This window comes from Pseudomonas sp. BP11-1-1 (genome assembly GCF_052112105.1).
GTDB lineage: Bacteria > Pseudomonadota > Gammaproteobacteria > Pseudomonadales > Pseudomonadaceae > Aquipseudomonas > Aquipseudomonas alvandae.
Map to the genome: position 1 here is coordinate 41212 of NZ_JAUTYU010000019.1, position 24584 is coordinate 65795.

Below are 24584 nucleotides of genomic sequence, written 5' to 3' on the forward strand. Positions count from 1 at the left end.
CGATAACCCGCCGAGAGGGCATGGACCGACGCCCTTACTTTTGGCTAACAACAAGAAAGGCGCCCGTTATGTTTCTTCGTCAATTGAATATCGCACCCCGTGCCGCGCTGGGTTTTGCCTTGATCGCCCTGTTGGTGGCGTTGCTCGGGGTGTTTGCGTTGGGGCAGATGTCGAGCATTCGCGACAGTGAGGTCGCGGTGGAGACTCAATGGCTGCCGAGCATTCGCGGGGGTGACGAAATCCGCGAGTGGATGCTGCGGATCCGTACCATTTCCCTGCGCATGGCCCTGGATCAGGACCCGAAGAACGTTGCTGTGTACCGCGGACAAATGGACACGCGCGACAAGGAACTGAGCGAAAAAATCGCGGCGTACGAAAAGCTCGTTGTGACGCCTGAAGGCAAGGCCCTCTATGATCAGTTCAAGCAAACCTTTGCCGCTTACCGTGCCGGTATCGCGCAATCGTTCATCCTGGCGGAGCAGGGCCGTCGGGATGAACTGATCAAGCTGTTGTTGGTGGACATGAAAACCGTGGTGGATGGCTCGGGCAAGCAGCTCAACGACCTTGCGGAGTTGTTCTCCAAGCAAGTGTCCATCGAGAGCCAGAAATCCCAGGAGCATTACGTCAATTCGCGAATGATCGTCAGCCTGTTCGTCGTGCTGGCTGCCCTGGCCACCGTTGTGCTGGCGATGTTGTTGACGCGCAGCATCGTCAAGCCTCTGGGCGAGGCGTTGAATGCGGCCGAGAACGTGGCCCGGGGCGACCTGACCCGGCCTATCGAGACCCACGGCAACGATGAAGTGAGCCGCTTGCTCAAGGCTCTGGCGACCATGCAACAGAACCTTCGGCAAACCTTGCAGAGCATCAGCGGCTCGGCAACACAATTGGCGACCGCTGCCGATGAGCTGAACGCCGTCACCCTCGACAGCACCCAGAGCCTGCAACAGCAAAACAACGAAATCGAACAGGCCGCCACCGCCGTCACGGAAATGACCACTGCCGTGGAAGAAGTCGCGCGCAACGCCGTGTCCACCTCCGATGCCACTCGCCAATCCAGCGAATCGGCGACGTTGGGCCAGGAGCGGGTCAGCGACACCGTCGAGGCCATCAGCGCGCTTGCCAGTGATGTACAAGTGACCGGTGGCCTGGTGCAGTCGCTGGCGAGCCAGTCCCAGGACATCGGCAAGGTGTTGGATGTGATCCGGGCCATTGCCGAGCAGACCAATCTGTTGGCGCTCAACGCGGCCATCGAAGCGGCCAGGGCGGGGGAGAGCGGTCGTGGTTTTGCCGTGGTTGCCGACGAAGTGCGAGCGCTGGCGTATCGCACGCAGCAATCGACCCAGGAGATCGAGCAGATGGTCCAGGGCATGCGCAACGGCGCCACCCAGGCGCTGGATTCCATGCAGGCCAGTTCCAGTCGCGCGGCGAGCACGTTGGCGATGGCGGAGCGGGCAGGCGAGGCATTGCAGACCATCACAGCGTCGGTGCATCAAATCCACGAGCGCAACCTGGTGATCGCCAGCGCGGCCGAGGAACAGGCGCAAGTGGCCCGCGAAGTGGATCGTAACCTGGTCAATATTCGTGATCTGTCTGTGCGCTCGGCCACCGGCGCGGACCAGACCAGCGCGTCCAGCCACGAGCTGTCGCAACTGGCGAATTCACTGCGCACGATGGTGCAGCGGTTTCAGGTTTGAATGATTGGCCGCGCAGATTGAGTTTTATCGTTTGGATACTGTTGACTGCACGGCCGCCTTCGCGAGCAAGCCCGCTCCCACAGTTGATCGCGTACTCGTGAACTACTCGATCTCCTGTGGGAGCGGGCTTGCTCGCGAAGACCATGGAACAGGCGATGCATCTCTATAGCTCAGCGCCACCACACGCGGCTGGCGCTTCGCTTTTTATCCTCAGTGCAGTTTCAACCGCGGCTCAGTCCCGCGCCCGATCTTGCTGCCCAGCATCAGCATCGCCGTGCGGAACATCCCGTACAGCGCCATCTGGTGCATGCGATACAGCGACACGTAGAACATCCGCGCCAGCCAGCCTTCGAGCATCACGCTACCGGTCAGGTTGCCCATCAGGTTACCCACCGCCGAGAAGCGCGACAGCGAGATCAGCGAACCGTAGTCGGTGTATTTGTATTCCGGCAGGGCCTTGCCTTCGATCCGCAATTTCAGCGATTTCGCTAGCAGCGAGGCTTGTTGGTGCGCGGCCTGGGCGCGGGGTGGAACGTTGCGGTCGCTGCCCGGTTGCGGGCAGGCGGCGCAGTCGCCGAAGGCAAAGATGTTCTCGTCGCGCGTGGTCTGTAGCGTCGGCAGCACCTGCAGCTGATTGATCCGGTTGGTCTCCAGCCCATCGATGTCCTTGAGAAATTCCGGCGCACGAATCCCGGCCGCCCAAACCTTCAGGCTCGCGTCGATCACTTTGCCATCCGCCGTAACCAGGCTGTCAGCGGTCACCTGGCTGACGGCAGCGTTGGTCATGACGTTGACCCCGAGTTTTTCCAGGGTCTTGTGCACCGGTCCGCCGATACGCTCAGGCAACGCTGGCAAGACCCGTGGACCCGCCTCGATCAAGGTGATGTGCATGTTTTCCGGTTTGATCCGGTCCAGGCCGTAGGCATGCAATTCGTGGGCGGCGTTGTGCAGTTCGGCCGCCAGTTCGACGCCCGTCGCGCCCGCGCCGACGATGGCGACGCTGATGCGCTCGACGATATCGGTCTGCCCGGCATGGGCGCGCAGGTAGTGGTGGAGCAATTGCTGGTGGAAGCGCTCGGCCTGTTTGCGAGTATCAAGGAACAGGCAGTGTTGCGCCGCGCCCTCGGTGCCGAAGTCGTTGGTGGTGCTGCCCACTGCGATTACCAGTGTGTCGTAGCCCAGCTCCCGGGCCGGTAACAGCTCCACACCCGCCTCGTCATAGGTGGCGGCCAGTTGGATTTTCTTGTTCTCGCGATCCAGGCCGCTCATGCGCCCGAGCTGGAACTCGAAGTGGTTCCATTTCGCCTGGGCGACGTAGTTGAGTTCGTCTTCGGAGGAGTTCAAGGAACCGGCAGCCACTTCGTGCAGCAGGGGTTTCCAGATGTGGGTCAGGTTCGCGTCGACCAGCATCACACTGGCCGTGCCGCGCTTGCCCAGAGTCTTACCCAGACGGGTAGCCAACTCCAGGCCGCCGGCGCCGCCGCCAACGATGACAATACGATGAGTCATGGGGATATCTCGCAAGGCTAAAGGAATTCGGTGCCGTTACCTGCGCGAGCATCAGCGACAAAAAGCGGCTCATAGCGTCAGGTAGCTGATCAGTCGGCTCAACAGGCCCAGGCCGATGGTCACGGCCAGTACCACCACCAGGAGCATCCACGGCCGAAAAGGCCGGCGCTCGACTCGGTGCTGGGACAGTTGCAGGTACTCTTCGACATGCTTCTGGTCATCTGGGTTCAGGCGACTGGTCATAAAGGCCTCGTCAGGTAGACGTTGCGGGATGTGAAGACGTTACAGCGTCCGGCTAGCCGGCATTGAAAGCCGCGTAGCCGCTCGCCGGAACGGGTTCGACGATCAGGCTGTCGTCCAGGCGAATGATTCCACTTTTTAACACTCGGGCGGTGATTCCGCCATGGCCGCGTACCGCCTGGAACGTGCCTTCGCCAAGATTTCGCTCCAGCCGTGCGCAGGGCTGGCACCAGCCGGTGGTTTCGAAAATGGCCTGGCCAATGCGAAAGCGCCGGCCCTTGAGGCTGAACAGGTTGATCCCGCTGACTACGATATTGCGCCGCAGCTCTTGCGGCAGTATGGGCTGATCGTCGGGACGGCCCATCAGCGAGCTGATCACGCCCAGGTGCTCCCACTGGATCAACGTCACCTGCCGCGCATTGCGCACGCCGGGGCGCGCATGATCGCCGGTGAGACCGGCCTCCAGGCGCGCCTCCACGGCGTCCAGCTCGATCATCGGCGCGTGACCCTGGGGCCGCACACCGATCCAGCGCACGCGGCCCTGTTGCGGCACGGCGGCGATCAGTTCCTGCAAGGGGCTCACAGGCTGATCCCGACATCGAAGACGATGCTGCGACCCAGGTTGCCCCGCAGGAAATCCGGCGCATCGGGATGGGCGAACAGTACGCGGGCGAAGGTCGGCCCCACCAGCGACAAGGAGCGCCAACCCTGGCGCAGGTATTCGGTCGGCGGCGGAAAGTGGCTGTTGAGGTCCAGCACTTCGCGCTTGAGGCTGGCGAACGCGATGATGTCCAACTCTCCCAGGTCCATGCCGCGCTCGGTGTAGTTGTGGGCTTTCTTGCGCAGGGTCGGCGCCAGCCGCATCAGGAATTCGTTGGCGGGGATCCGCCGGGGCTTGGCCTCGCGGCGCACCAGTTGGCTCAGGGAGAAGGCGCTGCGGCGACGCTGTAGTTCATCGCGCCATTCGTCATTGAGGCGACGGCCTTCGTCGAGCACAAAGAACACTTCGAAGTTGGCATCGCGGAACAAGACGTCTGGCGGCTCCCCGGCCGGCGCAAACTCGTCGGCGCGATAGGGCACGTTCAGCCCTTGCAGCAGGCGCTGGCAGACCCAACGCTCACGCTCCCATTTGCGGGCATTGGAGAGAAAGGCGTTGGCCTGCTCGGCAGCGATCGTCAGCAGGCGTAAATAATCGGAATCATCCATGAGCCCAAGCTTAGCGTTCAAATGTGTTGATAAAAAATAAAGCGTGTCGCTGAGGGCAAATTATCGCTCAGGCAGGGCCTGGCGGGCCGTCCTGTTCAGCCTGATGCGCCAGCCAGGCGCAGAACAGCTCCAGTTTCTTGCTGTGTTGCCCGCTTCGCTTCGCCAGGTAGACATAACGGCTCGGATAAAAGCCAAACGGTGCCACCAGGCGGCCAAGGCGAATATCGTCGGCCACCAGATGCCAAGGGGCGACGCAAATCCCCAAGCCGGCAATTGCCGCTTCCAAAGTAAAGTAATAGTGCTCGTATTCCAGTCCGGTCGGGGGCGTGTCCCGGTAGCCAACCGCGTTGGCCCAGTTTGCCCAGGCGTCTGGACGCGTTCGGGTATGCAGCAGCGGATGACTGAAGATCGAGCTCAGATCGGTGAGTTGCAGGCGTGCGGCTAATGCCGGCGACAAAACGATGCCCAGTCGTTCAGGAAACAGCAGGACCGTATTTTCTGGTTCGCCAATGACGTCCTGCTCCGCGGTGATCATCACGTCATAGCGATCCCGGCCCGGATCGGCCCCAGCGACCGGTGAGCTCAAGCGAATCTTGATATCCGGGTAAGTCGAGTTGAAGTCGAACAGGCGAGGTATCAACCACTTGACGGTAAACGTGCTGAAGCAGGAGACGTCCAGGGTGCCTGTCGCGGTATCGCGGACCCGGCCCACTGCCGCCTCGATCTGGTCCAGCGCGGCCGTCAATTGAGGCAAGAGTTCTTTGCCGGCCGTGGTGAGCTGCGGCTTGTTCTTGGGCCCTTCGAACAGATCGACGCCAAGGCTCAGTTCCAACTGGCGTACCTGGCGACTCACAGCGCCGGGCGTGACGGAAAGCTCTTCGGCAGCGGACGTCATTTTCCCGAGTCGAGCCGCAGCCTCGAAGGTACGCAACGCATTCAATGGGGGCAGGCGACGTCTCATGAAGTGACTTTAACTCAAATACTCCGGCCGCATAAATCGTTATCGGCGAACGTGAGGTTTGCGCAAAATCGCTGGGCTTGCGCTTATCCGCACACTGTTCAGGTGGTGGACTATTCGAGAATCCAATTGAGAGCAACTCACATGCCGTTTGTACGTACAGCTGTCACCAAAAGCACCAGCCAGCAACAGCGCCAACGCATCGTCGATGGCATACACCAAGCGTTGGTCGACGGCATTGGTATGCCCCAGGATGAATTGTTCAACCTGGTGACGGACTATGATCCGCAACAGTTCTTCTACAGCCGAACTTTCAATGGTGTGGCTCGTTCAGACAATTTGATCGTGATTGAGATTACGATGCGCAGAGGCCGCAGCGATGCGATGAAGCGTGACCTCTATAAAGGCATCGCTGACAATCTCGCCGGCCAAGCCCAGGTTCGCCCGCAAGACGTGTTCATTTTCATGCACGAAAATGACTATTCGGATTGGTCGGTGGGCTTCGGCAAGTTTGCAATGGCATTGGTGCAACAGCCTGGGAGCATCGTTACTGAATAGCGAACGAGCTGCCTGTTGAACCGGTGCTCGAACCCGCGCTGTACCACGTTCACGCCTTCGCAGGAGTTGCCATGATCGGTGCCGAACTGCTCTCACCGCAGACCCTGACGGTCGGCTGGCTGGTTTACGTGCCGGTGCTGGCTTGGGCAGTGGCGCGGGCGCGGTGGGTCGAGTTGTTTACTGACAGCCGTCGCCAGCATTTGCTGTTCGGCACGGTGCTGGCGTTGTTCCTGTTATGGCTGGTGCGGCGAGACTTCGACACGGGCGTCTCGTATCACTTCCTCGGCATGACCGCCGTCACCTTGCTGCTGGACTGGCCGCTGGCGATCCTCGGTGGGCTCTGTGCGCAGCTCGCGCTGGTGCTGCTGGGCCGTCAGGACATGATGGCGGTCGGCATCAATGGCGCGTTGTTGATTCTCCTGCCGGTGCTGATCACTGAAGGTTGCGCCGTCCTGGTGGAGCGTGCCCAGCCGCGCAATCTGTTTGTGTATATCTTCTGTTCCGGGTTTCTCGCCGCCGCGCTTTCGGCGCTGGGGTGCCTGTTGCTGGGGCTTGGCCTGCTCTGGTACGACGGCATCTTCGTCATGCCGTACTGGCTGGAGGACTTCATCGGTTACCTCTGGCTGATCATCTTCCCCGAGGCCTTCATCAACGGCATGGTGGTCAGCGCGCTGGTGGTGTTCAGTCCCGAATGGCTGGAGACCTTCAACCGCACGCGCTACCTGTCGGCGCCCTGGAACGATGAGGACAAGCCTTGATTCACGTCAAGGCTGCACCGCCTGCCGCGCTGCATGCTTTGGAAAATTTCCAGGAGTGCAACCATGAGTGTTTATGAGTGGGCGAGGCAAGAAATCCGGCGCAGTCACGACGCGGCCATGGAGATCGGCTTTGACCCGGGTTTGAGCCTGCGGGCCTTGCTCAGCGCAATCGTGCAGCAGAGCAAGACCGTACGCAGTGTCGACGATTTGGCCGATGAGTTGAGTTTCCTCGCGGAAAATCTCGACGACAGCCAGGATTACGGGTTCATGCGGCCTTAGGGGGTGAATGCTGCCCGATGACTCTGTGGCGAGGGGATTTATCCCCTCGCCACAATGATTCAGGCCAGGCCTTAGTGATGCGAGCGGGGATTGAAGTCTTCGCTGAACAACTCATCCTCGGCGTCCGGGGCCACCGGAATCTTGTGTTCTTCCGATGCCCAGGCGCCGAGGTCGATCAGCTTGCAGCGATCCGAGCAGAACGGCCGGAATTTGCTTTCAGGGGTCCATTCGACCGGGGCGCCACAGGTTGGGCAATCAACGATTGGGGGTTGGCTCATGATTGGCCTCCACGCAAGGTAAGGTAAAAGTGATGCAGGCGCTCGACCTCGCTGTACAGCCAGGCGAGGTCGCGGTCGTTGACCACCACATCGTCGGCATGGCTCAGGCGATCCTGTCGACTTGATTGGGCCTTGAGGATCGCCTGGACCTGCTGCTCGCTGGTCTGGTCGCGCTGCAAGGTGCGTTCGACCTGCAATTGTTCAGGTGCGTCGATCACCAGGATCCGCTGGGTCATGGCGTACTGCCCCGACTCGATCAATAGCGGTGACACCAGGATCGCATAGGACGATCTTGCCTGGGCCAGATGATGGGCGATCTCTTCGGCAATCAGCGGGTGCAGCAGGGCTTCCAGCCAGCGGCGCTCCTCGGCATTCTCGAAGATGAGCGTGCGCAGCGCGGCTCGATCCAGCGCGCCGTCCGCTTGCAGCACACCCGGGCCAAAGTGCTCGGCAATTTTTCCCAGCGCCGGGCGTCCGGGTTCGACGACCCAGCGCGCCGCATGGTCAGCGTCGATGACGTGCACGCCCAGGTCGATGAAGTGCTGGGCCGCCGCGCTCTTGCCGCTGCCGATGCCTCCGGTCAGGCCGAGAATCCAGGGTTTTTCCGCGGAGCTGTTCATTAGAAACCGACTGAGTGCCAATAGAAGTCGGTTATTTGACCACCCCAGAGCAAGGCAATCCAGCCGGCAATCGCCAGATAGGGTCCGAAGGGGATCTGTGTCGATGTCGGTGCGTTGCGCATGCGCAGCATGACGACGCCGACGACGGCGCCCACCAGCGAAGACAGCAGCAGCGTCACTGGCAGGATTTGCCAGCCGCCCCAGGCGCCCAGCATCGCCAGCAGCTTGAAGTCGCCATAGCCCATGCCTTCCTTGCCGGTCAGCAACTTGAACACCCAGAACACCACCCACAGCACCAGATAACCGCCGACAGCGCCCCATAATGCCTGGTTGAGGGACACGAACAGCCCGAAGCTGTTGACGATCAAGCCCAGCCACAACAAGGGCAGTACGAGAGAGTCGGGCAGCAATTGATGCTCGGCGTCGATCAGGCTCATGGACAACAAGCCCCAGCTCAGCACCATCGCCATTGCCGCATGCCAGCCGAAGCCGAAATGCCAGGCGACGAACGCAGACAGGGCGCCGCAAGCCAGCTCGGTCAATGGGTAGCGCTTGCCGATGGGGGCGGCGCAACTGGAGCAGCGCCCGCGCAACGCCAGGTAGCTGAGCAGTGGAATATTTTCCCAGGCGCGGATGCGGTGGCCGCAGTGCGGGCACTGGGAATGGGGCAGCATCAGGTTGTAGACCGGGCCGGGAGCTTCGGCCGGCAGGCCGAGCAAGTCCTGGGCTTGTAGCCGCCATTCACGGTCAAGCATCTTCGGCAGGCGCCAAACCAGCACGTTGAGAAAACTGCCAATGATCAGCCCGAGCAGCAGTGCCGTCAGCACGAAAGCCAAGGGGTAAAGCAGGAAGAATTCGCTCAAGGGCATGTCAGATCGCAGAGCCGAGTTGGAAGATGGGCATGTACATGGCAACCACCAGGCCACCGACGACCACCCCCAGGATCACCATGATGAAGGGTTCCATCAGGCTGGTGAGGTTGTCCACCAGATTATCCACTTCGGCTTCGTAAAAACTCGCCACCTTGTCGAGCATGTCATCCAGCGCGCCGGATTCCTCGCCAATGGCCGTCATCTGGATCGCCAGGTTGGGGAAGATGCCGGAGGCACGCATGGAAAAATTCAGCTGCATGCCGGTCGAGACGTCTTGTCGAATGCGAAGCACCGCACGCTTGAATACCACGTTGCCGGTGGCGCCCGACACCGAGTCGAGGGCTTCGACCAGCGGCACGCCGGCGGCGAATGTCGTGGACAGCGTACGGGCATAGCGAGCCACGGCGGACTTGTACATCAGGGTGCCCACCAGGGGCAGCTTGAGCAGCCACTTGTCCCGCCAGTCACGGAATGCCTGGGAGCGCTTCAGCGCATATTTCACGCCGAAAAATCCACCCACCAACCCACCCAGCAGTATCCACCACCATTCCTGCAAGAATTCCGACAGGCCGATGACCATCAGCGTGAAGGCCGGCAATTTTGCGCCAAAGCCTGCGAATACCGACTCGAACTGCGGCACGACCTTGATCAGCAGGATGCTCGTGACCACGGCCGCGACAGCTACCACGGCCGCGGGATACGTCATGGCTTTCTTGATCTTGGCCTTGAGGGCCTCGCTTTTTTCCTTGTAGGTCGCGACCCGGTCCAGCAGCGTATCGAGTGCACCGGCCTGCTCGCCGGCGTCCACCAGGTTGCAATACAACTCATCGAAATACTGCGGGCATTTGCGCAACGCCGCAGCAAAGCTGTTGCCGGCGGCGACCTCCTGTTTCACCTCGTCCACCAGCTTGCGCATGTTGGCGTTGTCGAAGCCTTCGCCAATGATGTCGAACGCTTGCAGCAACGGCACGCCAGCCTTGAGCATCGTCGCCATCTGGCGTGTGAAGAGGGCGATGTCCAACGGCTTGATGCGCTTGCCCTTGCTGAATATCGAAGTGGATTTCTTGCGCACCTTGCCTGGATTGATACCCTGTTTGCGCAGTTGCGCCTTGATCAGCGCCGGGCTCTGGCCGGTCAGTTCGCCGGACATTTTCGTGCCTTTGCGGTCCTTGCCTTCCCACACGTAGACGTCGGTTTTTACTGCCTTGACCGCCATGTTCAATCCTTGGTGACCCGGTTGATTTCTTCGAGGCTGGTGATGCCTTGCATCACTTTGGCCAGCCCCGACGTACGCAGGTCGTTGAAGCCGTCCTTGCGCATTTGCAGGTCGATTTCCAGGGAGTTGCCCTCGGCCATGATCAACCGTTGCAGCTCCGGCGTGTTCTTGACCACTTCGTATACCCCCACGCGACCTTTGTAGCCGTTGTTGCACTGTTCGCAACCGACCGGCTCATAGATCGTGAATGAGCCGATGCGTTCCCGGGGGAAACCTTCCTTGAGCAGGGTTTCCTCAGGAACCTCGATGGCTCTCTTGCAATGCGTACACAATTTTCGCGCCAGGCGCTGGGCGATGATCAGGTGCACCGCCGTGGCGATGTTGAACCCTGGGATGCCCATGTTATGCAGGCGGACCAGGGTTTCGGCGGCGCTGTTGGTGTGCAGGGTGGACAGCACCAGGTGCCCGGTCTGGGCGGCCTTGATGGCGATTTCGGCGGTTTCCAGGTCGCGGATCTCGCCGACCATGATCACATCCGGGTCCTGGCGCAGGAAGGAGCGCAAGGCATGGGCGAAATCCAGGCCCTGGCGTGGGTTCACGTTGACCTGGTTGATGCCTTCCATGTTGATTTCCACCGGGTCTTCGGCGGTGGAAATATTGATGTCCACGGTGTTGAGGATGTTCAAGCCGGTGTAGAGCGACACGGTCTTGCCCGACCCGGTCGGCCCGGTCACCAGGATCAGCCCCTGCGGCTGCTTGAGGGCGGCCATGTACAAGTCTTTCTGTTCCGGCTCGTAGCCCAGGGCGTCGATGCCCATTTGCGCACTGGAGGGGTCGAGGATCCGGATCACCACTTTTTCGCCCCAGAGCGTGGGCAGGGTGTTGACCCGGAAGTCGATGGACTTGGTCTTCGACAGGCGCATCTTCAGGCGACCGTCCTGGGGTTTGCGCCGCTCGGAAATGTCCAGGCTGGCCATGACCTTGAGGCGCGCGGCAATACGGTTGGCCAGTTGGATGGGGGGCTTGGCGACCTCCCGCAGCATGCCGTCGGTGCGCACCCGGACCCGGTAGGTTTTTTCATAGGGTTCGAAGTGCAGGTCGGAAGAGCCACCTTTGATGGCATCCAGCAGCATCTTGTTGACGAAGCGCACCACCGGCGCATCGTCGCCGTCCTGTCCGACGATGCTGTCCTGCTTGCGGTCATCGGTCGACTCGATGTCCAGGCCGTCGAGGTCGACATCGGCCATGCCTTCCAGGCCGGTGCTGCTGGACTCGAAGAATTTCTCGATGGCATCGCTGAGCTTGTCGTCTTCCACCAGGATGGCTTCGGTGGTCAGGCCGGTGCTGAACTGGATGTCGTTGATGGCTTGATGGTTAGTGGGGTCGGAAATGCCCACGTACAGCTTGTTGCCGCGCCGCCACAGCGGCAGGGCGTGATGCTGGCGCACCAGTTTTTCGCTGACCAGGCCAGCGGGCTGGTTGTCCTTGTCGAGGCTGTTGAGGTCCAGCAGGGCTATACCGAAATGCTCCGAGGCGATTTCCGCCACCTGCCGGCTCTGGATCAGTTTGTTCTGCACCAGGTAACTGACCAGGGGCACTCGATTGCGCTGGGCCTGTTGAAAAGCCTGCTGCGCGCTTTGTTCGGTGATCAGTTCGGCCAGCACCAATTGCTTGGCCAGGCCGCTGAGGGCGATGTCATTCATGGGGATACCGGACGCGGGCTGTTCATGATTTATAGCCTAGTCAAGCATAGGCGGCTGACCAGCGAGCAGAGGTGACAAAAAGCGTCAGATAGTGCGGTTGTTGGGGTAGGACATTGGTCCTTTGCGGCGGGGAAGGCCTTGTGTGGCTGGGCTTTCCAGGGTTGGCATGTGCCCTGCAACGGCCGTTTCAGGTCATGAGATTCCGACTCATGCATGGGAGATGTCTATGAACAAGCAAAAGGGTTTTACGCTGATCGAGCTGCTGATCGTGGTGGCGATCATTGGGATCCTGGCGACGTTTGCGTTGCCGCAGTATTCGAAGTATCAGGCGCGGGCGAAGGTGACGGTCGGGTTGGCGGAGGCTTCTTCGTTGAAGGTGCCGGTTGAAGACCTTCTGAATAAAGGTACGACGCCAACCGCTGCCAACACGGGCGTACCGGCATCAAGCAATAATTGCACAATGGCTGTCTCAGGTGATGCTGCTGCCGGGACCGCCACCGTCACTTGCACCATCAAGGAAGCGCCTTCTTCCATTGTTGGTAAAACGATCACTCTCAGTCGTGCCGGAACGGGCGCCTGGACCTGTGCTTCTAATGTTGCTGAAGAGTTCTTGCCAGCGGGCGGCTGCACCGTAGCGGCTGCACCGTAAATACCTCATCCACCTGAGGCTCAAGTCCGTCACCATGGCGCAAGATTGCTTGCGCCGTCTGGCTTACATTAAGGGCTGCTACGCAGCCCAGCGGGAGCAAGCTCCCTCGCCACGGAAAATCTTGTTAATTCATAACGTTAGCGAACGGCTTAAACCCGCAAGTTGCATGTACCAAAATCCCCGGTCATGCAATTTGCATGATTGTGAAAACAACCGCTTCGCTTAACTATTTGATTTATCAGGAAATTTCTTTTGTTTCAAAACTGGCACAGCCTTCGCACTACTCCTGACAACCTGCCGCGATGCACTTTCGGCAGTTTCTGAGAAAAACAGGAGTTACTCGTATGAAGAAGTTCGCTATCACTGCCGCTGCTGCCACTGCACTGACCCTGACCATGGCTAGCGCTTTCGCCGAGACCACTCAAGCAACTCAGGCCCCGATGATGCTGGCTGCGGGCGAAGTGACAGAGGCTAAGGAAGACGTTTCCGATACCTGGATCACCACCAAGGTCAAAGCCGACCTGGTCACCGAGAAAGGCATTCCAGGCTCCGACATCAAGGTTGAAACCAACAAGGGTGTTGTGTCGCTGTCTTCGACCACTGTCTTGAGCGATGCGCAGAAAGACACCGCCGTCGCGATCACCAAGAAAATCAAAGGCGTCAAAGCCGTATCGGCTGTTGGCCTGAAATCCGAATAAGGAAAGGCTTCTCGCCTGGACGGGAGAAGGCGCGGCAAGCGGGCCGGGTTATACGCTTTGCCGTCGCTTTGGAGTTCATGCGAAAGGCCACACGGACGTGGCCATTACAGGCCCCCGGCATTCGTGCCGGGGGCCTGTTCTATTCTGGGAGAGAGCATGTGAGCCAGTCAGGGAAACCGGGTAGTCCCTTTCGCGAGCAGGCTCGCTCCCACATTTGATCGCTTTCTTCCAGAAACAACCCGGCCCCTGTGGGAGCGAGCCTGCTCGCGAAGGCGTCGGCACTGTCGCTGCAGATATCCTGGAATAGCCCAGCCCATCACCGCCCACGCTTGCTGGTGATCTGCACCAGCCGGTTCCCCTCGAAGCGCAAATACTGGTACATCCCGCTGTTGGGCCCGTAGGTCCATTCCTCCACCGGATATTCTTCCCGGCGGTTGACGCTGCGTTTGTAGCCCAGGTCATCACGCGCCGCAGGCTGACCACATTTTTGCAGCACCTCGCTCGAACGATCCCCGACGCTGATCAACTGGCTGCCGCAACGCAATGTATCGGCGGCCGAGGCCTGGCCGGCTGCGAGTAGCAGCAGGCTCAGGCTGAGTCCGTACAGAGACTTCATTTCATTCCGCATCCAAATGCATTGGGGTGATGACGGTACCGTCTTTTTCGGCCTGGCCCAGGCTCGCGTCGATGAAGTACACCCGGTCATCGGCCAGCTTGCCTTTGTCCACCAGGAAATCCTTGATGCTGCTGGCGCGCTCCTGGCCCAGTTCACGCAACAGCAGGTCGCTGCCGCTCCAGAACGTGATGACCCCTTCCCGGAGTTTCTCGATGCGGGCCTTCTTGTCCAACTGCGTCCATTCAGCCGGTGGCTGGGTTTTCAGGCGAGTGCGGTAGATTCCTTCCAGCAGGGGAGGTTTTTCATCTTCCGGTACTTGCAGCAACGAAGCCTTGGCCGGGACTTTGTCGCCCCGGCGCTGCAGCATCTTGTAATAGGTGTATTGGTATTCGCGTTCCAGGCGCTGGCCGGCGAGCAGCGGACCGTCGCTGCTTTCGGCGGCGGTGCCTTCGATTTCCAGGCGCAGTTCGGGACGCTTGCCCAAGGCTTCGGACAGCTTGAGCAGCACGCTTTCGTTTTCCTTGCTCAATTCGCTGGACCCCGGTGCGAATGCCACGCTCCCCAGGTCTTCCGAGCCACCGCCGGCCACCAGCCCGCCGATGAGCTTGAATGGCGCCTGGGCTGCGCGGACCACCAGGTTGCGCAGGGTCTGCCAGACAATCGGCATCACGCTGAACTGCGGGTCGTTGAGGTTGCCGGAGACCGGCAGTTCGATGGTAATCCTGCCCTCGGAGTCCTTGAGCAAGGCGACGGCCAGCTTGAGCGGCAGGCTGACGGCGTCTGGACTGTCGACCTTTTCACCCAGTTGCAACTGCTCGACCACGACTTTGTTGTCGGCCTGGAGCTGGCCCTTGGTGATCCGGTAATGCAGGTCGAGATTGAGCCGGCCCTTGCGGATGCGGTAGCCGGCGAACTTGCCGGAGTAGGGCGTCAGGGTGGTCAGCTCGACCCGTTTGAAACTGGTGGCGATGTCGAGGCTCGCCATCGGGTCGAAGGGATTGACCGCGCCCTTGATAGTGACGGGTGCATAGCGGTCGACCTTGCCCTTCACATCCACGCTGGCCGGCTTGGCCTGGCGGCTGTCGATGGTGCCGATCTCGCCGTTGAGCTGCTGGATGGCCGTGGCGAAGTTTGGCGTCAGGCTGAAGTCGGCGAAGTTGGCCGAGCCGTCGTTGATGGCGATGCCGCCGATATGAATACCCAGCGGCTTATCCTTCGAGGCCGGTTTGGCCGCCGCGTTCTTCGCAGGGCCGTCGGCCGGTTGTGGAATCAACAGATCGTCGACGCTGGTGGTGCGATCTTCGTTGATCATGAAGCGCGCATAGGGCTGGAACAGGTTGACCTTGTCGATCGACAGGCTGTCGCCATGCTGGTAATTGAGGCCCTGGACTTCCAGGCGCTGCCATTTGAGAAAGTCACGGGTCTTGAGGGTGTCGAGAGTGTGCAGCTGATCAACCTGGGCGCGACCGGTGACCGCGAATGCCAGGGGTTCGGTGTTCTTGAGGTCCACCACCAGATCACTGCCGAGCATCCCGGAGCGCAGCTCCAGGCGAATGAACGGATTGATGTAGGCTTGGGCGACTCGCAGGTCAATGTCTTGCGTCTTGACGTTGAGCTTCGCAGTGACGGGGTTCAGGTTGACCACGCCGTCGGCGAGGATCTTGCCCTGCTTGCCCAGCCCGGTATCCAGCTTGAGGTTGAAAGGCGAGCCATTGAGGGTGTCGTAGTTCTGCAGGTCCAGGTTAAGTGGGCCGACCTCCAACGCGACGGCCGGCTGTGCCTGGCGGTCGGCCAGGTGCACTTGGTAATTACGCAGTTGCACATCTTTCAACAGCACCTGCCACGGCTTGCTCGGTGCTGTCGGCTCAGGCTTGGGCGAGTCGGCGGCTGCCGGTGCGGACGCCGGTTCGACCTTGACCTTTGGCTTGGCTGGCTGGCTGGCGAAGAGCTTCTGCCAGTCCAATTGTCCGTCCGCTTCCCGCGCGGCCCAGGTTTCGAGTTTCTGGCTACGAACCTTGCCGACGATGACCTGCTGCTTCGCCAGGTCCAGGGAAGTTTCGCTGACGTCGAGACGTTCAAGCCTGGCCAGGGGACGACCATCCGGTGCCTTGATGGCGAAAGGGGCGACACTGATAGCCGTGTTGTTGAGCAGCAGTTCCGTGCCCTTGGCGAGGTTGAGTTTGTAGTCGGTGCTGAGGTTCAGCACGCCGTTTTCCAACACCAGGGGCACCGCGTCACGCACATAGGGCCACCAGGCTTTCATCTGGCCATCGGTGACTTTCAGCGTCCCTTTGGAGGCAATCGGCGCCAGGCTGAAGTTGCCCTTCCAGTCGATCTGCCCGCCCGCGGGACCCGCGGCAACGAGGGTCATGTCTGCGCTGTCGTCGGGCAGGGTGCTGAGGTTCTTCAGTTCGAAATCGAGGGTGTCGTAGAGAAACTCGATGGGTTCGCTGGGCCGCAGGTCCTGGAAGTGAACGTAGCCGCTGGCGAGTTTGATCCGGTCCACTCGCAAGGGAAATGGCTTGGCCTCGGGATCGGCTGGCGTTGGCTCGCTGGGCGGCAGTTTGAACAGGCCCAGCAGGTTCAACTGACCGTCCTTGGCGAATATCACTTCGGTCTTTGGCTTGTCGAGCTCGATGTCGGCCAGGTGCAGGGCGCCGGACCAAATGCTGTCGAGCTGCAGGTTCGCGTAGAGGCGTTCAAAGCCAACCTGCTCCTTGCCCGGCTCGCCGACCATCAAGCCCCACACAGTCACTTCAAGGCTGAAAGGATTGAGTTCGATGCGCTGGATCTGGGCCGGCACCGTCGCGTGGGCGGCCAGTTGCTGGTTGGCGATACGCAGGGCAATGCCCGGCAATATCAGGAAGCCCAACAGGCTGTAGAGGGCCAATGCGGTCAACAGGGCGCCGAGAGCGCGAATCAATCCTTTGGGCATGTGTGGCTTCGTCTGGTGTGAATCGGAGTGCCTTGGAGTATGGCATGCGTTTACGGTTCCGAAGCCACTGTGTTTTATGAGATTTGTCCGTTTTTTTTGTGGGATTGCTGGGGCCTGCTCAGAACTGGAGAATCAATGTTTTGAGCGGTGGCTGCCGATCCTGTGACGGAAAATCGTCGCCGGGCGCCAGCACGCTCCATTCGCGTACCGGCCGACCGATCTTCTGCGCACACCGCAACACCTGTTCGCGCCAGTCGTCCATGGATACCTTCGCCAGGTTGTTGCAGCAGATCAGCACGCCATCGTCGGCGGTGGTGAGCAGCGCTGGCTTGAGCAAACTCTGGTAATCGCGCAACAGATCGACGGTGCCAAAGGCGCTTTTGGCCCAGGCGGGCGGATCAAGTAGCACCAGGTCATATTGGCGCGGTTCCAGGCGAACATAGCTGGGCAGTTTCTGCCCGCGCCGCTGGCTGATGGGCAGGCCGGCCAGTTGACGAATCGCCGGGAAATAATCCGACTGTATGAACTCCATCGTCGGCAGCTCCGGGTTGAGCAAGCCGTTCTCGCGTCCCACCGCCAGGTTGCCTTCGGCGAAATCCAGGTTGCAGACCTCCCGCGCTCCGCCAGCCGCTGCGCTGAGGCCTACGCCGCAGGTGTAGGCAAAGAGGTTCAGGACGCTTTTGCCCCGGCTGTGGTCCTTGACCCAGCCGCGTGCGTTGCGCAGGTCGAGGAACAGCAACGGATCCTGGCCGGCATGACGCCCGCGAACGCGGTAGTTCAAGCCCCATTCATGCCCGATGAGGTCTTGCAGGGCGGCCTCGTCAGCCTGGTAGACGCTGTCCTGGCGGTCGATGCGAGAGTTGCCCCGGGAGCGATCGTTGTAGACCAGCAGGCTGTCCAGGCCCAGGCGTTCGTTGACGATGCCGTGCAGTTGCAGCAGCTCATCTCGCTCCAGCGACTGATGAAAACTCTGCACCAGCAGTTGCGGGCCGTAGCGGTCGACGGTCAGGCCGGGCGCGCCTTCCTGGCTGCCGTGGAACAGGCGATAGCAGTCGGTGCCTTGCCGGTGCAGTTGGTCGAGCAGGGCCTGGCGCTGTTCGAGGGCGGCGCGCAGCGCCAGATTCAAGGAAGACATGCCGGGCGCGCCTTAGAGAAATGAGGCGCGGGAGTTTAACAGTTATGGCTGGCGTGGTCGTTGTGGGAGCGAGCTTGCTCGCGATAACAGTGGGTCAGAGACATCGGTATCAACTGATACACCGCCATCGCGAGCAAGCTCGCTCCCACAAGGAATCATCAGCGGTTCAGGCGCTTGTCGATCAGGCCCTCCACCACGCTCGGGTCGGCCAGGGTCGAGGTGTCGCCGAGGCTGTCGAGTTCGTTGCAGGCGATCTTGCGCAGGATCCGTCGCATGATCTTGCCCGAACGAGTCTTGGGCAGGGCCGGCGCCCACTGGATCAGCTCCGGTTTGGCAAAACTTCCGATTTCCTTGCTGACATGGGCCAGCAACTCCTTCTTCAGCTCATCGTTGGCCTCGACACCGTCCATCGGGGTGACGAAGGCATAGATGCCCTGGCCCTTGAGGTCGTGGGGATAACCGACGACCGCCGCTTCGGCAATGCTGTCGTGCAGCACCAGGGCGCTTTCCACCTCGGCGGTGCCGATACGGTGGCCCGAGACGTTGATGACGTCGTCGATGCGTCCGGTGATCCAAAAGTCGCCGTCTTCGTCGCGCCGGGCGCCATCACCTGTGAAGTAATAGCCAGGGTAGGGCTTGAAGTACGTATCGACCATGCGCTGGTGATCGCCATAGACGCTGCGAATCTGTGCCGGCCAGCTCGACTTGATCGCCAGCACGCCGCTGCCCGCGCCGATGATTTCCTTGCCAACCTCATCCAGCAGCACCGGTTGCACGCCGAACATCGGTCGCGTGGCGCAGCCTGGCTTGAGCCGTGGCGCGCTCACCAGGGGGCTGAGCATGATGCCGCCGGTCTCGGTCTGCCACCAGGTATCGACAATCGGGCAACGCTGTTCGCCTACAACGTTGAAATACCATTCCCACGCCTCGGGGTTGATCGGCTCACCGACACTGCCGAGCAATCGCAGGCTCTTGCGAGAAGTTTCCTGCAGGGGCGCTGCGCCTTCGCGCATCAGTGCACGCAAGGCGGTTGGCGCGGTATAGAAAATGTTGACTTGATGCTTGTCGATCACCTGCCAGAACCGCGAACTGCTCGGATAACTCGGCACGCCCTCGAATATCAGCGTGGTGGCACCGTTGGCCAGCGGACCGTAGACGATGTAGCTATGGCCAGTGACCCAGCCGACGTCGGCGGTGCACCAGAAGACTTCGTTGTCACGGTAATCGAGTACGTACTTGAAGGTCATCGCCGCTTGCAGCAGATAACCGCCAGTGGTGTGCAGCACACCCTTGGGCTTGCCGGTGCTGCCGGAGGTATAGAGGATGAACAACGGGTCTTCGGCGTCCATTGGTTCAGGCGGGCAATCGTCGCTCACCTCATGTGTGGCCTGGTGATACCAGAGGTCCCGTCCTTCGACCCAGTTCACCTCGCCCTGGGTGCGCTCGACCACCAGCACGGTGCTGACGTTCGGGCAGCTTTCCAGCGCCTTGTCGACATTGCGCTTGAGCGGTATGAAACGCCCGCCGCGCACGCCTTCATCGGCGGTGATGACGGTGCGGCAATCGGCATCGAGAATCCGGTCGCGCAGTGAATCCGGCGAAAAGCCGCCGAACACCACCGAATGCACCGCACCGATACGTGTGCAGGCGAGCATCGCGTAGGCCGCTTCCGGAATCATTGGCATGTAGATGCAGACCCGGTCGCCTTTCTTCACGCCACGGCTTTTCAGCACGTTGGCCAGGCGACACACGTGATGATGAAGTTTTCTGTAGCTGATTTCTGCCGATTCGGCGGGGTTGTCGCCTTCCCAGATGATCGCGGTCTGGTCGCCGCGCGTCGCCAGGTGTCGGTCGATGCAATTGGCGCTGACGTTCAGCGTGCCGCCGGCGAACCAGCTCGCGTCGCCGTTCTTGAGGTTGTAGCGCTGGACGGTCTGCCACGGGGACATCCAGTCGAGAAAGCGCGTGGCCTGCTCGGCCCAGAAGGTGCTGGGGTGTTCGATGGATTCTTTGTAGAGCCGCTTGTACTCGTCCTGACTCAGTTGCGCAGCCCGGCGGACGGCATCGGCGTGGGGGTACTGGCTGATATCGAACATGACGGTTCCTTATTCTTGTTTTGCGACAAGGTATAAAGATGCGCTCGGTGGCCCGTGGGTTCAAGTCATGCACAAAGCAACTGTGGGAGCGGGCTTGCTCGCGAAGACGGTGTGTCAGTCAACATCTTAGTTGACTGATCCACCGCTTTCGCGAGCAAGCCCGCTCCCACAGGGATAAAACAGACTCAGGGATCAGCCGCGATGACGCCCGCGGAAGTAGTTGATCAGGCCTTGAGTCGAGGCATCTTCGGCTGGGTTCTCTTCGCTTCCCACCAGGCGGTTGTAGACGCCCTTGCCCAGTTCCTTGCCCAGTTCCACGCCCCACTGGTCGAAGGCGTTGATGCCCCAGACCACGCTTTGCACGAACACTTTGTGTTCATACAGGGCAACCAGTGCACCGAGGCGGCGCGGGCTGATGCGTTCGACCACCAGGGTGTTGCTCGGGCGGTTGCCCGGAATCACCTTGTGTGCCGCCAGCTTCTGCACTTCGTCCTCGCTCATGCCCTTGTCACGCAGCTCGGCCTCGGCCTCGGCGCGGGTCTTGCCGAGCATCAGCGCCTGGCTCTGGGACAGGCAGTTGGCGTACAGCCACTGGTGATGGTCGGAAACCGGGTTGAAGCTGACGATCGGCACGATGAAGTCGGCCGGGATGAATTGGGTGCCTTGGTGCAGCAACTGATGGTAAGCGTGCTGGCCGTTGGCGCCGACGCCGCCCCAGATCACCGGACCGGTGTCGGTGGAGACTGGCGTACCGTCCTGGCGCACGCTCTTGCCGTTGGATTCCATGTCCAGCTGTTGCAAGTGCTTGGTGATGTTGCGCAGGTAATGGTCGTACGGCAGGATCGCGTGGCTCTGCGCACCCCAGAAGTTGCCGTACCACACGCCCAGCAATGCCAGGAGCACCGGCATGTTCTGTTCGAACGGGGCGCTCTGGAAATGCTGGTCCATGGAATAGGCGCCGGACAGCAGTTCCTTGAAGTTCGACATGCCGATGGCCAGGGCAATCGGCAGGCCGATGGCCGACCACAGCGAGTAGCGACCGCCGACCCAGTCCCACATCGGGAAGATGTTCTCTTCGCGGATGCCGAAGGCCACGGCGGCCGCGTTGTTGCTCGATACGGCGATGAAGTGGCGATACAACTCCGCTTCCGAACCGCCCTGGGCCAGGTACCAGGCACGGGCGGCCTGGGCGTTCTTCAGGGTTTCGAGGGTGTTGAAGGATTTCGACGAGACGATGAACAGCGTGGTCTCGGCGCGCAGCTTCATGGTCAGTTCGTGGAACTCGCTGCCATCGATGTTCGCCAGGTAGTGGCAGCGAACGCCTTTGTGCGTGTAGGACAACAGTGCTTCGGACACCAGTTGCGGACCGAGGAACGAACCACCAATACCGATGTTCACCACGTCGGTGATCGGCTTCTCGGTGTAACCGCGCCACAGGCCGTCGTGAATGCGGCCGACCAGGTCGGTGATCTGGTTCAGCACCTTGTGCACGTCCGGCATCACGTTGACGCCGTTGACCAGCAACTTGTCGCCGACTGGACGGCGCAGGGCGGTGTGCAGGGCCGGGCGGTTTTCCGATGCGTTGACGATTTCGCCTTCGAACAGCGCCTTGATCGCGCCCTTGAGGTCGACTTCGTTCGCCAGGCCCACCAGCAGGTCGCGGGTCTGGGCGTTGATCAGGTTCTTCGAATAATCGAGAAACAGGCCGCAGCTCGAAAGGGTGAATTGGTTGAAACGCTGCGGATCGGCATTGAACGCTTCGCGCATGCTGAAATCCTGCATGGCTTTGCGGTGGTCATTCAGCGCTTGCCAGGCGGGCAGAGCGGTCACGTCTTGAGGAGTTCGGTAATACGCCATCGCTGCGGGTTTCCTTTTTACTTGAACGACCTTTTGTACACTAAAAATTCCGGCGCGGCTGGAGGCGGGCGTCCGGATAACTGCGTCGACACGATCGCCGGGCACAGGGCGACTACAGTAAACCTCGCGTTGCGATCTGTCTTGACTTTGTCTGACCGTTTCCCGGTACTTTTTTGTACAACTGGGTGGGAAAGGTCCGACAAACGGAAACGCAGATTGCTTACTGTGGGAGCGAGCTTGCTCGCGATAGCGGTGTGTCAGTCGGCATCTGTATCAACTGGCCCGCCGCCATCGCGAGCAAGCTCGCTCCCACAGGGGAAAGTGGTGACGCAGGTGTTTCGATCAGGCCAGTTGAACCGGAATGGCGTTGCTGGTGTGGCTCAGTTCGTTGCCCGGCGCCATGTAGAGCATGCGTGGCTTGAAGTTGAGCAACTCGGCCTCGCTGTAGTGGGCATAGGCGCAGATGATCACGCGGTCACCGACCTTGGCCTTGTGCGCTGCGGCACCGTTCACCGAGATCATTCGCGAACCTTCTTCGCCACGGATGGCGTAGGTGGTGAAGCGTTCGCCATTGTCGACGTTATAGATCTGGATCTGTTCATACTCGCGGATGCCCGACAGGTCCAGCCACTCTCCATCAATGGCGCAGGAGCCTTCGTAGTCGAGCACGGCGTGAGTGACTTCGGCGCGGTGCAACTTGGCCTTGAGCATGATGGCGTGCATGGGTGTTTCCTCTGGTCGGGTCCGAACGGCGGGCAGTTTGCCCGAAGGCAGCCGAGGCGGCAATAACACCGCATAACTCCTGTGGGAGCGAGCTTGCTCGCGATGGCGGCGGGTCAGATGACATGGATGTCGCCTGGCGGATCGCTATCGCGAGCAAGCTCGCTCCCACAAGGTTTGGGATATTAGGCGTGCGCGTCGAGATCCAGGTGCAGGTTGTCGATCAGGCGCGTGGTACCGAGGAATGCCGCCACCAGGATCACCAGGTCGCGATCCTCGTTCACGGCCGGACGCAAGGTCTTGGCGTGGCGGATTTCCAGGTAGTCGGGGCGCAGGCCGGCGGCTTCCAATTGCTGGAGCTGCTCAGCGATGAGCGCCGGGTAATCCCGCTGCCCTTGCTTGATGGCCTCGGCGATCTGGCTCAGGACGCGATAGACCACGGGCGCGACGGCGCGTTGATCAGGGCTGAGAAAGCCGTTGCGTGAAGAAAGCGCCAGGCCGTCCTCGGCGCGAACGGTCGGCTCGCCGATGATCTGGATCGGCATGTTCAGGTCATGGACCAAGGCGCGGATCACCGCCAGTTGCTGGAAATCCTTCTGGCCGAACACCGCCAGGTCCGGCTGGACCATGTTGAACAGCTTGCTGACCACCGTCGCCACGCCTTCGAAATGCCCCGGACGGCTGGCGCCGCAGAGCCCTTCGGATAACTGCGGGACACTGACCCGGGTCTGCCCGGCCATGCCGTCGGGGTACATCTCCTCGACGCTGGGGGCGAACAACAAGTGGCAACCGGCCTGGAGCAATTTCTCCTGGTCCGCCGCCAGGGTGCGCGGGTACTTGTCCAAATCTTCGCCAGCGCCGAACTGCAATGGGTTGACGAAGATGCTCGCCACGACGAAATCGGCTCGTTGCGAGGCTTTGGTCACCAGGGCCATGTGGCCGCTGTGCAAGTTGCCCATGGTCGGGACGAAGGCGATGCGCTTGCCCTCGCCACGGGCGCGAGCCACGGCGGCCCGGAGTTCGCGTACGGTCTTGACGGTGTTCATGCGGAGAATCCGTGTTCGGCGCCCGGGAAGGACGCCGCCTTCACTTCGGCGACGTAGGCTTGCAGGGCTGCCTGGATAGAGGGTTGCCCAGCCATGAAGTTTTTCACGAACTTCGGCACGCGACCGGTGATCGACAGCCCGAGCATGTCGTGGAGCACCAGCACCTGACCGTCGGTGGCGTTGCCAGCGCCGATGCCGATCACTGGAATCTTCACCGCCTGGGTGATTTCCTGGGCCAGTTCGCTGGGCACGCATTCGAGCAGCAACATGGCGGCTCCGGCCTGCTCCAGCGCGATCGCATCGGCGCGCATCTGCCGCGCCTGGTTTTCATTGCGGCCCTGGACCTTGTAGCCACCGAGGATATTCACGGCTTGAGGGGTGAGGCCCAAGTGCGCGCACACCGGAATGCCACGTTCGGCCAGCAGCCGTATCGAATCGGCCAGCCACAACGCACCTTCGACCTTGACCATGTGGGCGCCGGCCTGCATCAGCAGGGCGCTGTTGGCCATGGTTTGTTCAAGGGTGGCGTAGGCCATGAACGGCAGGTCGGCGAGGATCAGCGCGTCGGTGTTACCACGCTTGACCGCCGCTACGTGGTAGGCCATCTCGGCAGTGGTCACCGGCAAGGTGCTGTCGTGACCTTGCAACACCATGCCGAGGGAGTCGCCCACCAGCAGCACCTCGACTCCAGCCTCATTGCAGGCATGGGCGAAGGTGGCGTCATAGCAGGTCAGCATGGTGATCTTTTCACCTTTTTGCTTGAGACCTTGCAGCGTGGTCAGGGTAATAGCTGGCATGAAAAAGTCCTCATGAGGCGCTCGAATACAGGCGCACCTTCTTTGCGTGGTGCTTGTAAGGCCTGGATTGCGCCCATTAGCGCCGCGTTGGCGGCGACGGGACGCCTATAGTCGTGAGGAGTATCGGGGAAGTCAATTGGATGT

General features: G+C 60.9%; 24 protein-coding genes and 1 pseudogene. 7 read left to right on the plus strand and 18 right to left on the minus strand.

The window, feature by feature from the left end:
- Positions 1 to 68: 68 nt before the first annotated feature.
- Together Q7C33_RS24590 and Q7C33_RS24595 are read left to right on the plus strand one after the other, a co-directional pair.
- Positions 69 to 839: pseudogene (locus Q7C33_RS24590) on the plus strand (MCP four helix bundle domain-containing protein); the annotation flags it as partial.
- Positions 831 to 1694, plus strand: a complete 864-nt coding sequence (locus Q7C33_RS24595; RefSeq protein WP_375154625.1) for a methyl-accepting chemotaxis protein — start codon at positions 831 to 833, stop codon at positions 1692 to 1694. The pseudogene Q7C33_RS24590 and the gene Q7C33_RS24595, both read left to right, overlap by 9 nt.
- A gap of 210 nt (positions 1695 to 1904) precedes the next feature.
- Here Q7C33_RS24595 and Q7C33_RS24600 read toward each other — a convergent pair whose 3' ends face one another.
- The 5 genes from Q7C33_RS24600 to Q7C33_RS24620 all read right to left on the minus strand — a co-directional run bounded on the left by Q7C33_RS24600 (position 1905) and on the right by Q7C33_RS24620 (position 5610).
- The gene (locus tag Q7C33_RS24600) at positions 1905 to 3203 is read right to left on the minus strand and encodes an NAD(P)/FAD-dependent oxidoreductase (RefSeq protein ID WP_030140263.1); all 1299 of its coding nucleotides are present in this window, start codon (positions 3201 to 3203) and stop codon (positions 1905 to 1907) included.
- Positions 3204 to 3272: 69 nt separating this feature from the next.
- Positions 3273 to 3446, minus strand: coding sequence for a DUF3094 domain-containing protein (locus tag Q7C33_RS24605; RefSeq protein ID WP_003185543.1), 174 nt, complete (start codon positions 3444 to 3446; stop codon positions 3273 to 3275).
- 52 nt (positions 3447 to 3498) lie between these two features.
- Positions 3499 to 4026, minus strand: a complete 528-nt coding sequence (locus Q7C33_RS24610; RefSeq protein WP_030140262.1) for an MOSC domain-containing protein — start codon at positions 4024 to 4026, stop codon at positions 3499 to 3501.
- A complete protein-coding gene (locus Q7C33_RS24615; RefSeq protein WP_030140261.1) occupies positions 4023 to 4649 on the minus strand; it encodes a DUF1780 domain-containing protein in 627 nt (208 codons plus the stop codon). Before Q7C33_RS24615 ends, Q7C33_RS24610 begins: the two co-directional genes overlap by 4 nt.
- 67 nt (positions 4650 to 4716) lie before the next feature.
- Entirely contained in the window at positions 4717 to 5610 is an 894-nt protein-coding gene (locus tag Q7C33_RS24620; protein ID WP_030140260.1) for a LysR substrate-binding domain-containing protein, read from the minus strand.
- A gap of 141 nt (positions 5611 to 5751) precedes the next feature.
- On the opposite strand from Q7C33_RS24620, the gene Q7C33_RS24625 reads away from it, so the two are divergent.
- The 3 genes from Q7C33_RS24625 (at position 5752) to Q7C33_RS24635 (ending at position 7202) form a co-directional block, all read left to right on the plus strand.
- Positions 5752 to 6165, plus strand: a complete 414-nt coding sequence (locus tag Q7C33_RS24625; protein WP_030140259.1) for a tautomerase family protein — start codon at positions 5752 to 5754, stop codon at positions 6163 to 6165.
- 71 nt (positions 6166 to 6236) lie between these two features.
- Entirely contained in the window at positions 6237 to 6923 is a 687-nt protein-coding gene (locus Q7C33_RS24630) for an energy-coupling factor ABC transporter permease (RefSeq protein ID WP_030140258.1), read from the plus strand.
- A gap of 63 nt (positions 6924 to 6986) precedes the next feature.
- Positions 6987 to 7202: a hypothetical protein gene (locus Q7C33_RS24635; RefSeq protein ID WP_030140257.1), complete on the plus strand. Its 216-nt coding sequence runs from the start codon at positions 6987 to 6989 to the stop codon at positions 7200 to 7202.
- A 71-nt stretch (positions 7203 to 7273) separates the two neighbouring features.
- Here the strand turns inward: Q7C33_RS24635 and yacG are convergent, their stop codons facing one another.
- From yacG to pilB, 5 genes are read right to left on the minus strand one after another with little or no spacing between them, the layout of a single operon-like run.
- Positions 7274 to 7480 carry a DNA gyrase inhibitor YacG gene (yacG, locus tag Q7C33_RS24640; protein WP_030140256.1) on the minus strand — a complete coding sequence of 69 codons (207 nt, stop codon included), beginning with the start codon at positions 7478 to 7480 and terminating at the stop codon, positions 7274 to 7276.
- Complete coding sequence (gene coaE / locus Q7C33_RS24645; RefSeq protein ID WP_030140255.1) at positions 7477 to 8100, minus strand: dephospho-CoA kinase; 624 nt, start codon at positions 8098 to 8100, stop codon at positions 7477 to 7479. The genes yacG and coaE overlap by 4 nt, the downstream gene beginning before the upstream one ends.
- Entirely contained in the window at positions 8100 to 8969 is an 870-nt protein-coding gene (locus tag Q7C33_RS24650) for a prepilin peptidase (RefSeq protein ID WP_030140254.1), read from the minus strand. Before Q7C33_RS24650 ends, coaE begins: the two co-directional genes overlap by 1 nt.
- Position 8970: 1 nt before the next feature.
- Positions 8971 to 10188 carry a type II secretion system F family protein gene (locus Q7C33_RS24655; protein WP_030140253.1) on the minus strand — a complete coding sequence of 406 codons (1218 nt, stop codon included), beginning with the start codon at positions 10186 to 10188 and terminating at the stop codon, positions 8971 to 8973.
- Positions 10189 to 10190: 2 nt separating this feature from the next.
- A complete protein-coding gene (gene pilB / locus Q7C33_RS24660; RefSeq protein WP_217860358.1) occupies positions 10191 to 11891 on the minus strand; it encodes a type IV-A pilus assembly ATPase PilB in 1701 nt (566 codons plus the stop codon).
- A 226-nt stretch (positions 11892 to 12117) separates the two neighbouring features.
- Here pilB and Q7C33_RS24665 point away from each other — a divergent pair, with 226 nt between their 5' ends.
- Both Q7C33_RS24665 and Q7C33_RS24670 read left to right on the plus strand, forming a co-directional pair.
- The gene (locus Q7C33_RS24665) at positions 12118 to 12540 is read left to right on the plus strand and encodes a pilin (protein WP_030140251.1); all 423 of its coding nucleotides are present in this window, start codon (positions 12118 to 12120) and stop codon (positions 12538 to 12540) included.
- A 344-nt stretch (positions 12541 to 12884) separates the two neighbouring features.
- A complete protein-coding gene (locus tag Q7C33_RS24670) occupies positions 12885 to 13238 on the plus strand; it encodes a BON domain-containing protein (protein WP_407684297.1) in 354 nt (117 codons plus the stop codon).
- A gap of 316 nt (positions 13239 to 13554) precedes the next feature.
- Here Q7C33_RS24670 and Q7C33_RS24675 read toward each other — a convergent pair whose 3' ends face one another.
- From Q7C33_RS24675 to panB, 8 genes are all read right to left on the minus strand, one after another.
- Positions 13555 to 13854, minus strand: a complete 300-nt coding sequence (locus Q7C33_RS24675) for a DUF2845 domain-containing protein (protein WP_030140249.1) — start codon at positions 13852 to 13854, stop codon at positions 13555 to 13557.
- A 1-nt stretch (position 13855) separates the two neighbouring features.
- The gene (locus Q7C33_RS24680; protein ID WP_407684298.1) at positions 13856 to 16789 is read right to left on the minus strand and encodes a DUF748 domain-containing protein; all 2934 of its coding nucleotides are present in this window, start codon (positions 16787 to 16789) and stop codon (positions 13856 to 13858) included.
- Positions 16790 to 16907: 118 nt separating this feature from the next.
- A complete protein-coding gene (locus Q7C33_RS24685; protein ID WP_030140247.1) occupies positions 16908 to 17924 on the minus strand; it encodes a class I SAM-dependent rRNA methyltransferase in 1017 nt (338 codons plus the stop codon).
- A 158-nt stretch (positions 17925 to 18082) separates the two neighbouring features.
- On the minus strand, positions 18083 to 20020 hold the full coding sequence (gene acs / locus Q7C33_RS24690; protein ID WP_030140246.1) for an acetate--CoA ligase: 1938 nt from the start codon (positions 20018 to 20020) through the stop codon (positions 18083 to 18085).
- Between the two features lie 192 nt (positions 20021 to 20212).
- Positions 20213 to 21877, minus strand: coding sequence for a glucose-6-phosphate isomerase (gene pgi / locus Q7C33_RS24695; protein ID WP_030140245.1), 1665 nt, complete (start codon positions 21875 to 21877; stop codon positions 20213 to 20215).
- A 342-nt stretch (positions 21878 to 22219) separates the two neighbouring features.
- Entirely contained in the window at positions 22220 to 22600 is a 381-nt protein-coding gene (panD, locus tag Q7C33_RS24700; protein ID WP_030140244.1) for an aspartate 1-decarboxylase, read from the minus strand.
- A gap of 182 nt (positions 22601 to 22782) precedes the next feature.
- Positions 22783 to 23643: a pantoate--beta-alanine ligase gene (gene panC, locus Q7C33_RS24705; RefSeq protein ID WP_030140243.1), complete on the minus strand. Its 861-nt coding sequence runs from the start codon at positions 23641 to 23643 to the stop codon at positions 22783 to 22785.
- Positions 23640 to 24440, minus strand: coding sequence for a 3-methyl-2-oxobutanoate hydroxymethyltransferase (gene panB, locus Q7C33_RS24710; protein WP_030140242.1), 801 nt, complete (start codon positions 24438 to 24440; stop codon positions 23640 to 23642). Before panB ends, panC begins: the two co-directional genes overlap by 4 nt.
- Positions 24441 to 24584: the final 144 nt, after the last annotated feature.

Excerpts from the sequence above, each read along its gene's own strand:
- Q7C33_RS24595 (WP_375154625.1), top strand. The coding sequence starts at position 831 with ATGCAACAGAACCTTCGGCAAACCTTGCAGAGCATCAGCGGCTCGGCA.
- Q7C33_RS24600 (WP_030140263.1), bottom strand. The coding sequence starts at position 3,203 with ATGACTCATCGTATTGTCATCGTTGGCGGCGGCGCCGGCGGCCTGGAG.
- Q7C33_RS24605 (WP_003185543.1), bottom strand. The coding sequence starts at position 3,446 with ATGACCAGTCGCCTGAACCCAGATGACCAGAAGCATGTCGAAGAGTAC.
- Q7C33_RS24615 (WP_030140261.1), bottom strand. The coding sequence starts at position 4,649 with ATGGATGATTCCGATTATTTACGCCTGCTGACGATCGCTGCCGAGCAG.
- Q7C33_RS24620 (WP_030140260.1), bottom strand. The coding sequence starts at position 5,610 with ATGAGACGTCGCCTGCCCCCATTGAATGCGTTGCGTACCTTCGAGGCT.
- Q7C33_RS24625 (WP_030140259.1), top strand. The coding sequence starts at position 5,752 with ATGCCGTTTGTACGTACAGCTGTCACCAAAAGCACCAGCCAGCAACAG.
- Q7C33_RS24630 (WP_030140258.1), top strand. The coding sequence starts at position 6,237 with ATGATCGGTGCCGAACTGCTCTCACCGCAGACCCTGACGGTCGGCTGG.
- Q7C33_RS24635 (WP_030140257.1), top strand. The coding sequence starts at position 6,987 with ATGAGTGTTTATGAGTGGGCGAGGCAAGAAATCCGGCGCAGTCACGAC.
- yacG (WP_030140256.1), bottom strand. The coding sequence starts at position 7,480 with ATGAGCCAACCCCCAATCGTTGATTGCCCAACCTGTGGCGCCCCGGTC.
- coaE (WP_030140255.1), bottom strand. The coding sequence starts at position 8,100 with ATGAACAGCTCCGCGGAAAAACCCTGGATTCTCGGCCTGACCGGAGGC.
- Q7C33_RS24650 (WP_030140254.1), bottom strand. The coding sequence starts at position 8,969 with ATGCCCTTGAGCGAATTCTTCCTGCTTTACCCCTTGGCTTTCGTGCTG.
- Q7C33_RS24655 (WP_030140253.1), bottom strand. The coding sequence starts at position 10,188 with ATGGCGGTCAAGGCAGTAAAAACCGACGTCTACGTGTGGGAAGGCAAG.
- pilB (WP_217860358.1), bottom strand. The coding sequence starts at position 11,891 with ATGAATGACATCGCCCTCAGCGGCCTGGCCAAGCAATTGGTGCTGGCC.
- Q7C33_RS24665 (WP_030140251.1), top strand. The coding sequence starts at position 12,118 with ATGAACAAGCAAAAGGGTTTTACGCTGATCGAGCTGCTGATCGTGGTG.
- Q7C33_RS24670 (WP_407684297.1), top strand. The coding sequence starts at position 12,885 with ATGAAGAAGTTCGCTATCACTGCCGCTGCTGCCACTGCACTGACCCTG.
- Q7C33_RS24675 (WP_030140249.1), bottom strand. The coding sequence starts at position 13,854 with ATGAAGTCTCTGTACGGACTCAGCCTGAGCCTGCTGCTACTCGCAGCC.
- Q7C33_RS24680 (WP_407684298.1), bottom strand. The coding sequence starts at position 16,789 with ATGCCCAAAGGATTGATTCGCGCTCTCGGCGCCCTGTTGACCGCATTG.
- Q7C33_RS24685 (WP_030140247.1), bottom strand. The coding sequence starts at position 17,924 with ATGTCTTCCTTGAATCTGGCGCTGCGCGCCGCCCTCGAACAGCGCCAG.
- acs (WP_030140246.1), bottom strand. The coding sequence starts at position 20,020 with ATGTTCGATATCAGCCAGTACCCCCACGCCGATGCCGTCCGCCGGGCT.
- pgi (WP_030140245.1), bottom strand. The coding sequence starts at position 21,877 with ATGGCGTATTACCGAACTCCTCAAGACGTGACCGCTCTGCCCGCCTGG.
- panD (WP_030140244.1), bottom strand. The coding sequence starts at position 22,600 with ATGCACGCCATCATGCTCAAGGCCAAGTTGCACCGCGCCGAAGTCACT.
- panC (WP_030140243.1), bottom strand. The coding sequence starts at position 23,643 with ATGAACACCGTCAAGACCGTACGCGAACTCCGGGCCGCCGTGGCTCGC.
- panB (WP_030140242.1), bottom strand. The coding sequence starts at position 24,440 with ATGCCAGCTATTACCCTGACCACGCTGCAAGGTCTCAAGCAAAAAGGT.